Source organism: Streptomyces sp. NPDC086080 (assembly GCF_044540255.1).
In the GTDB taxonomy this organism is placed as follows: Bacteria; Actinomycetota; Actinomycetes; order Streptomycetales; family Streptomycetaceae; genus Streptomyces.
On the sequence record NZ_JBITRU010000031.1, the window covers coordinates 110,069 to 121,301 of the forward strand.

At 69.1% G+C, this 11,233-nt stretch carries 14 protein-coding genes; 6 read left to right on the forward strand and 8 right to left on the reverse strand.

Annotated features, from left to right (window positions below; genetic code table 11):
* Positions 1-68 precede the first annotated feature (68 nt).
* A complete protein-coding gene (locus tag ACIF9R_RS29965) occupies positions 69-269 on the reverse strand; it encodes a DUF397 domain-containing protein (RefSeq protein ID WP_399985516.1) in 201 nt (66 codons plus the stop codon).
* Between the two features lie 2 nt (positions 270-271).
* Entirely contained in the window at positions 272-1,132 is an 861-nt protein-coding gene (locus ACIF9R_RS29970; protein ID WP_399985517.1) for a helix-turn-helix domain-containing protein, read from the reverse strand.
* Between the two features lie 280 nt (positions 1,133-1,412).
* On the opposite strand from ACIF9R_RS29970, the gene ACIF9R_RS29975 reads away from it, so the two are divergent.
* Positions 1,413-1,544: a hypothetical protein gene (locus ACIF9R_RS29975; protein ID WP_399985518.1), complete on the forward strand. Its 132-nt coding sequence runs from the start codon at positions 1,413-1,415 to the stop codon at positions 1,542-1,544.
* 41 nt (positions 1,545-1,585) lie between these two features.
* Here ACIF9R_RS29975 and ACIF9R_RS29980 read toward each other — a convergent pair whose 3' ends face one another.
* Positions 1,586-2,308 carry a hypothetical protein gene (locus ACIF9R_RS29980; protein ID WP_399985519.1) on the reverse strand — a complete coding sequence of 241 codons (723 nt, stop codon included), beginning with the start codon at positions 2,306-2,308 and terminating at the stop codon, positions 1,586-1,588.
* 55 nt (positions 2,309-2,363) lie between these two features.
* Here ACIF9R_RS29980 and ACIF9R_RS29985 point away from each other — a divergent pair, with 55 nt between their 5' ends.
* Positions 2,364-2,684: a hypothetical protein gene (locus tag ACIF9R_RS29985; protein ID WP_399985520.1), complete on the forward strand. Its 321-nt coding sequence runs from the start codon at positions 2,364-2,366 to the stop codon at positions 2,682-2,684.
* A 41-nt stretch (positions 2,685-2,725) separates the two neighbouring features.
* Here the strand turns inward: ACIF9R_RS29985 and ACIF9R_RS29990 are convergent, their stop codons facing one another.
* The 3 genes from ACIF9R_RS29990 to ACIF9R_RS30000 all read right to left on the reverse strand — a co-directional run bounded on the left by ACIF9R_RS29990 (position 2,726) and on the right by ACIF9R_RS30000 (position 4,447).
* The gene (locus tag ACIF9R_RS29990; RefSeq protein WP_399985521.1) at positions 2,726-3,025 is read right to left on the reverse strand and encodes a hypothetical protein; all 300 of its coding nucleotides are present in this window, start codon (positions 3,023-3,025) and stop codon (positions 2,726-2,728) included.
* Between the two features lie 159 nt (positions 3,026-3,184).
* Positions 3,185-4,075 (reverse strand): SDR family NAD(P)-dependent oxidoreductase, encoded by an 891-nt coding sequence (locus ACIF9R_RS29995; RefSeq protein WP_399985522.1) that lies wholly within the window; start codon positions 4,073-4,075, stop codon positions 3,185-3,187.
* Between the two features lie 147 nt (positions 4,076-4,222).
* Entirely contained in the window at positions 4,223-4,447 is a 225-nt protein-coding gene (locus tag ACIF9R_RS30000) for a hypothetical protein (RefSeq protein WP_399985523.1), read from the reverse strand.
* 48 nt (positions 4,448-4,495) lie between these two features.
* Between ACIF9R_RS30000 and ACIF9R_RS30005 the strand changes: the two genes are divergently transcribed.
* Complete coding sequence (locus ACIF9R_RS30005) at positions 4,496-5,113, forward strand: TetR/AcrR family transcriptional regulator (protein ID WP_399985524.1); 618 nt, start codon at positions 4,496-4,498, stop codon at positions 5,111-5,113.
* A gap of 104 nt (positions 5,114-5,217) precedes the next feature.
* On the opposite strand, the gene ACIF9R_RS30010 is transcribed toward ACIF9R_RS30005, so the two are convergent.
* Together ACIF9R_RS30010 and ACIF9R_RS30015 are read right to left on the reverse strand one after the other, a co-directional pair.
* Complete coding sequence (locus ACIF9R_RS30010) at positions 5,218-5,424, reverse strand: DUF397 domain-containing protein (RefSeq protein ID WP_398367316.1); 207 nt, start codon at positions 5,422-5,424, stop codon at positions 5,218-5,220.
* Complete coding sequence (locus ACIF9R_RS30015; RefSeq protein ID WP_399985525.1) at positions 5,421-6,278, reverse strand: Scr1 family TA system antitoxin-like transcriptional regulator; 858 nt, start codon at positions 6,276-6,278, stop codon at positions 5,421-5,423. Before ACIF9R_RS30015 ends, ACIF9R_RS30010 begins: the two co-directional genes overlap by 4 nt.
* Before the next feature lie 191 nt (positions 6,279-6,469).
* Between ACIF9R_RS30015 and ACIF9R_RS30020 the strand changes: the two genes are divergently transcribed.
* From ACIF9R_RS30020 to ACIF9R_RS30030, 3 genes are all read left to right on the forward strand, one after another.
* Positions 6,470-6,988, forward strand: coding sequence for an ATP-binding protein (locus ACIF9R_RS30020; protein WP_399985535.1), 519 nt, complete (start codon positions 6,470-6,472; stop codon positions 6,986-6,988).
* A 318-nt stretch (positions 6,989-7,306) separates the two neighbouring features.
* Positions 7,307-8,956, forward strand: a complete 1,650-nt coding sequence (locus ACIF9R_RS30025) for a hypothetical protein (protein WP_399985526.1) — start codon at positions 7,307-7,309, stop codon at positions 8,954-8,956.
* A gap of 482 nt (positions 8,957-9,438) precedes the next feature.
* On the forward strand, positions 9,439-10,683 hold the full coding sequence (locus tag ACIF9R_RS30030) for an IS4 family transposase (protein ID WP_399985527.1): 1,245 nt from the start codon (positions 9,439-9,441) through the stop codon (positions 10,681-10,683).
* Positions 10,684-11,233: the final 550 nt, after the last annotated feature.

Genomic DNA, 11,233 nt, shown 5'->3' on the forward strand with positions numbered 1-11,233 from the left:
GGGCTGGTTCCCGTCACCTCAAGTGACGCGAACCAGCCCGTTGTTCCGCTCGGAGGTACTGGTCGGCGCTATCCCGCCGTGAGTGCGACGAACGCTGCCCACTCGTCCCGGCCGACCCGCAGCATCGGCCCGTCGTCCGCGGCCTTGGAGTCCCGTACGTACACGGTGTCGAGGCCGGCAGCCACCTCTACGCAGTCGCCGCCGCCCGATCCGCTGTAGCTGCTCTTGACCCAGTGCAGCCCGTCCATGTTCTCGGTCACCTGCTTCATGCTCACGTCTCTCCCACCAGCCGTTCGATGAGCCGCGCAGACTCCACGCCGTTCAGGGCCTGCGATCGCAGCTTGCCATACCGCAACCCGAAGGCGCTGACCTCCGCCGGATCACGGACGACGCACCCGACCTCTTGGGACTCGATGTACCCGAGGTGATGGTGCTCGCTGGTCTCCAGCACCACGAACGGGCCGTTCAGTCCGGAATGGAACCCCGGAGCGGCAGGCATGACCTGCACCTCGACGTTGCGCAACGTGCCGACCTCCAGCAGCCGTTGCCACTGCTGGCGCATGACCTCCGCATCGCCCACCGGGTTCCGCAACGCCTCCTCACTCACGATGAACGACAGCTCCGCCAGCGGCACCCTCGTCAGCAGCTTCTGCCGACTCAACCGAGCCTCCGTGTGCTGGTCGATGATCTCCTCGCTCAGCGGCGGGCAATGTCCAGCGAACACCGCCCGCGCGTACCCCTCCGTCTGCAACAGCCCCGGCACCAACAGCGGATCGTACGAGAAGCGGCTCACCACCTCCGCCTCGATGACCGCGAAGTTACGGAAGAAGCGCGGGAGTTTAGCCCGGTCCACCTCGTCCTGGAGCACCTCCAGAACCCCGCCCGCCTCCAGCACCCGGTCCGCCGCCCGTGTGAACGTCGCCTTCGCCGGCCGCCGCCCCTGCTCGACCGAGGCGACCTGCTCCATCGAATAGTCGATGGCCTCCCCGAGCTGCTGCTGGTTCAACCCGGCCCGCTTCCGTAGATGTTGGAGCAGCCTCCCGTACGCCGCCCACGCCCCCGGCAGGTCACCCCCGCCCTCCTCCTTCACCTTCGCCGCCCGACCGCCCCGCGTCTCCCGCACCGTGCTCATGCCTCACGCCCTTCCGTCCCGCACCGCACCCCGCCCACCCGTACCCGCGGCGGTGCCCAACCGGACCGCCGAGACCTTGCTCAACGCACGTCGCGACGGCCTGGATACGGCTCCGGACCCGTACAACACCCGTACCGAGTCCCGTACGGCCCCGTGCAGCGAGGGTCGGTTCCCGCGTAACACGGCGGAATCGTGGACGGTTCGGTGCTGACATGACCGTCGTCCGGAACGGGCCTCGTCCCTGGTCGCACTCCGGTCGCGTCATGATGGGATGGGGGCCGTGAGCCAGATGTGCAAGTGGTGCGACCGCCCGTTGCAGCAGCGCCGGTGGCGCCGGTACTGCAACCGCCGGCACGCGGTGAAGCACCGGGTGACGAGCTGGATCGACCAGCTGCTGACCCACGGTTTGTGACGCGGCAGACGGTCGGCCGCCCTGATTGCCCGGAGAACCGGTCAGGTCTCCGGCAGCACGAGCCAGATCTCGGAGAAGGCGAGGCCGTGCTCACGCACCACCGCCCCGCAAGGGCAGCCCAACGTGGCCCGGTGCCAGTCGCAGGTCACTGTCCAGGGGCCGTCCTTGCCCCCGCACTCGGGGCAGCCGACGGTTTCGGCCGCCCATACATCCGGCGCGGGTCTGCTGTAGTGACGGAACCTGCCCGCGTGACGGGCCTGCCAAGGCTCGGCCGGCGGTGTGAGCGGGACGGCGCCGGGCACGCCCGTCGCGGCGAGGGCGGTGAACAGCGCGGTCAGGCCGGGGAGCAGGGCTTCGCCCACTTCGGTCGGCGGTGCCGCGCGTTCCGTCGTCCCCGGCGTGATGCCGTACCTCGGCGCCGCTGCCGCTCGGGGCGGGTTCGGGGCCGCGTGCCAGGGCAGCAGGGCGCGGGCGACGGCGGCCAGGAGGGCGGCGGCAGCCGGGCTGACGGTACCGGCGTCGAGGTGGTGGACGGTGGTCCGGAGTATGCGTTGAAGCCGTCTGTCCCGGTCCGTCGCCCTGGTCCGTGCCGCTGTGCCCCGCCGGGCCGGGAGCGGGGCGGTGAGGCGGGCGAGGACAGCCCTCACCGCCCCGGTGTCCGCCGGGGACAGACGCCACCCGCCCGCGGCGAGGAGCTGCCGGGCCCTCACGGACTCCCGGGTGAGAGCACGTGTCGACAGGGGACGTGCCGTTGTGTTCGGCATCTGCTCCACATCCCTGGCCGAACCGTCCGATCGCCGCTCCGGCTACCCTCCCCGCATGGAGCAGGAGCATCCCCTCGTCCGCGACGTCTTCCCCGACCTTGTCGCCGAGCTGGCCACCCTCTTGGAAGACGAGGGAGAGCGTGAGCTGGCCATCTGCGTGCGGGATGTCCCTCTGGTCGCCATGTGCGACTGCGGCGACGACTTCTGCCAGAGCATCCACACAGCGGCGCACCCGAAGGGCACGCCGTACGGCGAGGGCCACCGGTGCGTACCGCTCTCTCCTTCGAAGGGCATGTTGATACTCGACGTCGTGTACGGCCGGATCATGTACATCGAGATACTGAACCGGGCACCCATGCACCGTCGGAAGCCCTGACGCCCACGCCCCGCTGCGGAGAAGCTGTCCCGCCGGGGCCGTCAGCGGAACGCGGCGACGTTCTCCGCGGCCCACTGGGCGAAGGGCCTGGCAGGGGAACCGGTGACGGACGGAACCGTGTCGTGCACCGTGAGCAGTTCGTCGTTGACATCCCCGCCCATCAGGTCGAGCACCGCGTGCGCGGTCCGGTCCCCCAGGAAGGGGACCATCTGCCGGTTCTCCACGTACCCGGCCGGGTCGTCGGACGCTGCGGCCAGGGCCGCGACGGCACCCTCTGGCTCCGCACCGGCGAGACCTGGCTGCAGGACTGGAAGGAGGCCGGCGTCTGGCAACACCTCCACGGGCTCCTGTTGGCAGAACTGAACGCCCAGCGCGGCCCGACTGGTCGCGCTGTGTGGTCGACTCCTCTCACGTCATGGTGCCAGGAAAGTCCTTGAGGTCGGCGATGTCGGCGTAGCGGCCCATCAGCTCGATCAGTTCGATGCGGTCCGCGAGCGTGGTCAAGAAGGACTTCCTGTGGACCCGGGTGCGGGCGTGGGCGCGGTTTTCGGCTTTCGGGACCGGTGGCTCATCGCGAGGATGCCGTCCATCAGCCGGGCCGGCAGGAAACGGGCGAGGGGGATGATGAAGGCGGCGTCCGTGCCGAGGGTGTACCGGGCGCGCGGGCGGGGCGTGGTCGCCACCCTGGCGATCTTGGCCCCTGCCTTCGCCGCCGGTACGGCGCGTTCGAGGAAGGCTGTGTTCGACGACACCGTCGTGTTGATGAGGCCGCTGTAGAGACGCTGGTGCTCGGCGCTCATCCCGGCGGCGAGTTCGAGGGAGATGTCACCGCTGCGGGCGGCCATCTCGGTCCGGACGCCGCCGGGCTGGACGACGACCACCTGCACGCCGTGCGCCGAGACCTCGCGGCGCAGGGAGTCGCTGGCCGCTTCGAGGGCGAACTTGGTTCCCGCGTACGCCCCGAAGACGGGCAGCGCGGCCACTCCGCCCACGGAGCTGATGTTGACGATTCTGCCCCGGCTCCGCCGCAGGAAGGGCAGGAGCGCCTGGATGACGGCGATGTGCCCGAAGAGGTTCACCTCGAACTGCTCGCGCCACAAGGTGAGAGGGAGCACCTCGACGGGGGCGTTGATCTCGATCCCCGCGTTGTTGACCAGGACACGCAGGACGCGCCGCTCAGGGTCGTCGGCGATCCGCCGGGCCAGAGCCTCGATGTGTTCCGGGACGGTGATATCCAAGGTGACCGGTTCGATGCCGTCGGCCCGGACGGCGTCGGCCTCGCTTTCGGTGCGCACCCCGGCGAGGACGTGGTAGCCCATTGCGGCGAGGGCCTGCAACGTCGCGGCCCCGATGCCCGACGAGGCGCCGGAGACGACGACGAGTTCGTCCAACTCACGAGGGTTCTTCCGCGGATCTTTCCGTGGACGAATCACAGCTGCGGGTCCTTTCACGAGGCAGGGGGCGCGGGTGCACCAAGGGGGAAGCGCGTGCCGGTCAGTTCCTCCGGCACCTTTCACAGCCGCCGTGCCGCCGTGCCGTCATGCGCTCGGGCGGCCCGTCTGCGCACCGCGCATGCCCCACAGCCGGTCGGGGCCGACATGGCTGTCGCCGGGAAGGTCCGCGGTGGCGGCGTACAGCGTGGGCAGGGTGCCCTCCTCAGCGCTGTGGGCGACGAGCCCGATGAGGAACCTCTCGACGCGGAAACCGAGGGAGGGCTTCCAGGTCGGCGGGAGGGAATCTGGACATGCCGCGAGAGTAGTCATTGGCAACATTGTTGTCAATGTAAACATTGCGCTGAGTAGGCTGGCCCCATGCCTGACACCACCGAGCAGCGGCCCTACCACCACGGGAATCTCCGCACGGAGCTACTCGACGCGGCGGAGCGCAGCCTGAGGGCGCACGGGGTCGAGCAACTCTCCCTGCGGGACTTGGCACGGGACATCGGCGTGAGTCACGCGGCGCCCCGCCGACACTTCGCGGACCGCCGCGCGCTGCTGGACGCCCTCGCCGAGTCGGGCTTCGTCCGCCTGGGCGCGAAGCTGCGGGCCGCGGTGGACGAGATCGACGACGAGGACGACCTGCCCGCTCGCCTGCATGCGTTCGCGTCGACCTACGTCCGGTTCGCGACCGAGAATGCCGCCCTGACCGGGCTGATGAACTCCAGCAAGCACCGCCCAGGGGCGACCGCGGTCGCCGAGGCCGCCGCAGCCGCGTTCGGGCAGATCAGCGACCTGATCGAAGAAGGCCAGGCGCGCGGCGAGTTGGAGGAGGGCGACCCGGAGGACATCGGACTCGTCATCTACGCCACCGTCCTGGGGGTCACGTCCATGCTCAACAGCGGCATGATCGAGCCGGGACGGCTCGAAGGACTCGTGGACACCGCGGTGACACAGTTCCTGCGAGGCGCCCGCCCGACGGAGCCGCGCTGACCGAAACCGCAAGATCGCGCCCTGTCGATCGGCAGCGGGCTCGTCCACGTCACCTCGGCTGAGGCGGTCGAGCCCGTCGCCATGCTCAGGAGTTCCGAGGGCGTTTACAGGCCCATGAGTGCCACGAACGCGGCCCACCCGTCCCGGCCGACCCGCAGCACGGGACCGTCCGCCGCGGCCTTGGAGTCCCGTACGTACACGGCACCCGCGCCGGCGGCCACCTCGACGCAGTCCCCGCCGTTGGTTCCGCTGTAGCTGCTCTTGAACCACGCGAGGGCGCCGGGCTGCTCAATGTGCTGGTCGATGCTCATAGCTCTCCTGCCAAGCGCTCGATGAACCTGGCAGACTCCTCGGTGTTGAGGGCCTGTGAGCGCAGCATTCCATACTGGAGACAGAACTCACTGACCTCGTTTCGGTCCGAGCGGATGTTCACGACCCCCTGAGCCTCGATGGAGACGAACTGCCGCCGTTCGACGGTCTCCAGCAGGACGAACTGGCCGTTGACCCCGCTGTGCGCGGCCCGTTGGGTCGGCATCACCTGGATCTCCACGTTCCGCATGCGGGTGCGGTCCCGCAGGTGCGCGAGTTGTTCCTCCAGGACCGCTCTGCCGCCCACCGTCCGGTGGAGAGCGCCCTCTTCGAGGATGAACGAGAACACGACACACGGGTTCTTGCGCGTCAACAGGGACTGCCGGGCGAGCCGGGCGGTGAGGTGCTGCTCGATGGCCTCCTCTTCGAGGGGCGGGAAGTGCGCTTCGAGAAGAGCACGGGCGTACGCCTCCGTCTGCAACAGCCCCGGCACCAGCATCGGGTCGTAAGAGAAGCGACTGACCGCCTCGGCCTCCAACGAGGCGAAATCCTGGAAGAACAAGGGCAACTTCGCCCGATCCACGTCCTCCTGGAGCACCCGCAGCGCCCCGCCCGCTTCCAGCACCCGCTCCGCGGCCTCCGTGAAGGCCGCCTTCGCCGGTCTCCGCCCCTGTTCGACGGAGGCGACCTGCTCCAGCGAGTAGTCGATCGCCTCGGCGAGGGCCTGCTGGGTGAGGCCGGCGCGTTCACGGAAGAGGCGGACGAGCTTGCCGTAGGCGCTCCAGGCCGCCGGACGTTCCTTGTCCGGTCCGCGCCGACCGGTGGTCCCGCATTCCCGCTGGGTGGTCCTGCCCATCGCGCCCCCTCGTCCCGCGCAGCGTTCCGTCGTGACCGATAACGACCGACCCGGCGTTCCGGCCACGCACAGGGACCCGTACACCTGCCGTACGTACCCGTACAGCGGCCGTACCGCGTGACCGGGTACGGAGGTCCGACCTCGCCGGGCCGCCTGCGTGACGGGACGGTAACTCCGTGAAGTCGACCAACATCAGGGTGGAACCGTCCACCGACGCCCCCCACCTCACCATCCGCCTCAGCAGCACCGCACGCGGGGCCCGTCTCGCCCGCCGCCTCGCCGGACAGCAGCTCGCGGCCTGGGGAATCCCGTACGACTCCGATACGTCCCAGGCCGTCGCCCTCGTCACGGCCGAACTGGGGGCCAACGCCGTCACCCACGGCCGTAACCCCGGACGGGACTTCCGCCTGACGCTGCTCCTCCTGCCCGAGCACGGCGTCGTCCGCGTCGAGGTGACCGACACCCGCCCGGGGCGCTTGCCCCGCGACCCGGTGGCCGAACCGGCGGCGCCCGACGCGCCGTCGGGGCGTGGACTGCTGCTCGTCGCGGCGTACGCCGAACGATGGGGCTGCGAGGTGCGGGATGCGTACACGAAGACCGTCTGGGCTGAAGTGGCCCTCCCCTCCTCGCCTGTGCCACCTGCCCGCCGCTGCGATTCTGCGGACGAAAAACAGGCGGACGCGGACCGTCAGAACAGTAGACCCTCGTGAACTGAACGCATGGAGAAGATGCTGTCCCCGTTGCCGTTGCCCGTGCCCGCTGGGTGAGCAGTCCCGGGCTCTCCTGTGAGGTTCCGTGCGCGTACGGGTGTGCGGCTACGAACTCGGGGACTGCGGCGCCGAGCTGATGGCCGCGCCCACCGCGCCAGGGTGTGCCACCCTATGCCACCGACGGTGCGACCGCGCTGCGAATGCTCGAAATAACCTCCACCCCTTGTGAACTCAGTGCATGAATCACATACTGATGGCGATCAACTGTCGCCCGCCCGTTCTCTCGGCAGATCGGCGCACGTGGCTCGGGGGGAACTCGTGAACGGTTCGGATGGCAGGCTCGTGCAGACGGCGGTGATCGGGAGTCGGAACTCCGGACGCGCGATCATACTGCCGACGGACGCGGACGAACTGAGCCGCTGGCGCCGGCGTCACCCGGCCTACACTTACTGGTGCGGCACCCAACTCGGTGGTTGCGGGAATGAGCTCTCGGACCGCCTGTACCGCGACAAGGTCTGCCACTTCGCTCACCGGCCGCACACATCCTGCCACCGTTCAGCCACCGGTGCGGCCAGCGCGGACCACCTCTTCATCAAGGACGACCTCGCCGCTTGGGCCGGACGCAACAGGCTGAAGGGACGGGCCACTGCACGCAACCTCGGATCCGGCCCGGGCGACGCTGTCGACTTCAGGATCGGCACCGCCAGACAGCAGCACGTGCGTTTTCAGTTCAGTAGGGTCGCGCACGCCGAGTGGCAACAGGCCCGCCGGCGGCTCTCCAGTGAATCGACCACCCTGGACTGGGTTTTCGGGCCAGGCACGGCCCAACCCGAGACCATGGAGGAGCTGTACGACGAGTACGGATACCTGTTCCGCTTCCGCTTCGAAACGCACGGTGCGGTACGGCGTATCCGGCTCAGGGCGGAGGACCCCCGGCACAGCACCGACTGGGTGCCCCTGGACGCCTGCGCGATGACCCCTGCAGGGCTCACGGTCCCGGGGGTCGAGCCGCGCCGCCGTTCGCGTACCAGCCCGGCCTCCGCGGCGGGAGCCGGACGCGGGACGGCGCCGGTGAGCCGGTCCCGAGAGGAGCAGGTGCTCGCGCTGAGGGAGGCACTGGTGAGCGCCGCGAGGTTCCGGACCCGGCCCACCTGGGAGGCACTGGCCCGAACCGCCGGAAGCGATCTGCTCGAACTGTCCGTCCCGGACCGCGTCGGACTGCTGGTCACCGTGGAGCGGACCGGCGGAGGTGAGGGGAGTCCGCTCCTGTCGGCGCTGATCAGGACCGGGGAGAGCGACCCGCCGGCCTACGTGGGGAACGTGGTCGCCGCTGTCGGCTGCGGGACTCCCGCGACGGCGGCGGTACTCAAGCGGTGGTGCCAGCGTGAGGCGGACCGGGTGTTCGCCGTGTACGGGGTACCGTCCCGCACGGCCCCGCCGCGGTTGCCACTCACCGCGGACGGTCAGCTCGCCCCACGGCACGGTGCGGAGCCCGCTCAGCACCAGACCATCGTGCATGTCCAGGGCGGCCCGGTCCGACAGTCCACGGCCCGGCCGAAGTCGGTGTCGAAAGGGCTCGTCGGTGTCCCCCTCCTCCGCGACACGGAGATTCGGCACGCCCTGCGTAGCGCACGGCAGAGACGTGGCCCCATGCCCAGGAATGCCGCGGCACTCATTGCGCGGGCAGAAGAAGCGCTGACGAGGCTGCCCGAACCGCAACGCACCGAGCTGGCGGCCGAGATGGCCACCACCCGCCGCTGGCTGGACAACCGGCCGGACACACCGGCGCGGAAACCGAGGAAGAGCCGGCGCGCCAAGGAGACGGGGGACAAGAAGAGGACGGGGGAAAAGAAGAGGACGGCGGCCTCGAAGAAGACGCAGCGGGGGAAGAAGGCGAAGAATCCTTTGCAGGGTGCACGCCCCCTACCGGGAGTCGGTGACGCTCGACCGAAGACGAGGCCGAAGTGAGTGCCGTTCCCAACGCGGACTGCCCCCGGGGCCTTCTCCGGTGCAGGCCTGGACGAAGCAGGCTGAGGTCACGGCGGGAAGCACAACGGATTCCTCGTTCAGCGGCGGACTCATGGCCGCGATCATGCCAGGATGCTGACAAACACTCTGAATACCGGGGGCGATGACATGACTCTCTCTTCTTACGAACAACAGGAGTGGGACAAACTTCAGAAGCGAAAAGCGGCTTCCCTCAGCAAGGAGGCGAGGCAAATTCTTCCGCAGTCGGCCCGGGACCGACTCGCTGCGCTCGGCCAGAAGGTGAAGAGCGCCCCTGGCGCCGACAAAGTGGCGGCAGCCTACGGCGGAGCCGCAAAGGGGCTCGGTAAGGCCCTGGGACAATGCCACAAAGCTTAAGTTGATCAAGGTTTCATGGCGGCTCGTCGCCGGGTGGTCTCGTGCGTCGTTGAAGTCTGTTTCTTGCGGACGGCTACGGTTGTCGCATGGTTCAGGGGGCGGTTGGAACGGGTGGGCCGGTTGCGCGGCGGGACCAGGTGTCGCTGGGGGTCTTGGTCGCTGCGGTACCGCGGTTCAAGGTCGACGAGGCCGCTGCGGTGTGTGGGGTGGCTGGGCAACGCCGTGGCGGGAAGCTTCCTCCGCATGTCACCGCGTACCTGACGATGGCTCTGTGTCTCTTTGCCGATGACGGGGCCGAGGAGGTCGCGCAGAAGGTCACCGGGTCGCTGTCGGAGTTCGGCGTCTGGGACGCCGCCTGGGAGCCGCCGACGTCCTCGGGGATCACCCAGGCGCGCAAGCGGCTGGGCCGCGACGTGCTCCGCGAGACGTTCTACCGGGTCGCCGAGCCGGTGGCCACCGACGAGACCCGGGGCGCCTGGCTGCGGCGGTGGCGCCTGATGGCCATTGACGGCTTTGACCTGGACCTGCCCGACACGGCCGAGAATGCGGCCGAGTTCGGCTATGCGGGCAACGAGCAGTCCCGCTCGGCCTTCCCCAAGGCCCGGGTCGTGGCCGTGGTCGAGTGCGGCTCCCACGCGTTCATGGACGCCGAGGTCGGCCCGTGGAACTGCAGCGAGAAGGCGATGGCTGCCTCACTGCTGCCCTCGATCTCCAGCGACTGGCTGCTGCTGGCCGATCGCGGCTTCTACAGCTTCGCCGCGTTCAGCGCCGCCGCGCAGACCGGGGCCGCCCTGTGCTGGCGGGCGCCCGCGCAGCTGTTGCTGCCGATCCTGAAGGTTCTGTCGGACGGCACGTACTTGTCAGCAGTGATCGACCCCGCGATCCGCGGCCGACGGCGCGAGGAACTGCTGGAGGAAACAAGGTCGGGGGCGAAGCCGGACCCCGCTGCCGCCCACGTGGTGCGGGTCGTGGAGTACGACGTCCCCGACCGCGACGGGAAGGAACTGATCTGCCTGATCACCAGCATCACCGACCCCGACGCCGCGACGGCCGCCGAACTCGCCGGCGCCTACCACCAAAGATGGGAGGAGGAGACCGCAAACGGGCAGCTCAAGAGCGTTCTACGCGGGCCGGGGAAGGTCTTGCGGTCCAAGGGGCCAGACCTGGTCCACCAGGAGATCTGGGCCTACCTGCTGGTCCACTATGCGATCAACTCCCTGATCTGCCAAGCCGCGACCGGCGCCGGCATCGACCCGGACCGGATCAGCTTCCTGAGGACCCTCAACATCGTCCGCCGCACCGCCACCGGGACGGCGGCCTTTCCCCCCTGAGCGGTGGGACGCCGTGACAGCCGAGATCCTCGCGATGCTCGCCGCACGCCGAAACTGCAACCCCAAACGGCGCCAACGCAGTTACCCACGCGTCGTCAAACGCGCGCGCCACAACTCCTATCGGGTGAAGAGGGCGACAGACGCCGGCATCCGCCATGCAGGTCCGCCCATAGTCAAGTTTGCTTTCCTCCGCACCCCTCCCACAACATCAAGATCAACTTAAGCTTCGTGGCATTGGGCCCTGGGAGACACCGCAAGCCGGACCGTGAGTAAGAAGCGTGTCATCGAGCAATATCGAGATGCCGGACACGAAGTCGCCGGGTTGGACGCGATCCGTGAACTCGATCTGCATGTCGTCGATGAGGTCACCAGGCACAACCTACTTCGGTACGGCCATGCGCTCTCCGTAGCTGCAACCGGCCTCGGCTCCGCCGCGGCCGTGACAGGCGGGCAGGCAACGTCGCTTCCTAAGCGGCTTTTTGTAGCTCGGTGTTGATCTCCTTCTCGGGGTCGAGGCGGTGGATGTGGATGTCGTGGGTGACGCGGCTGG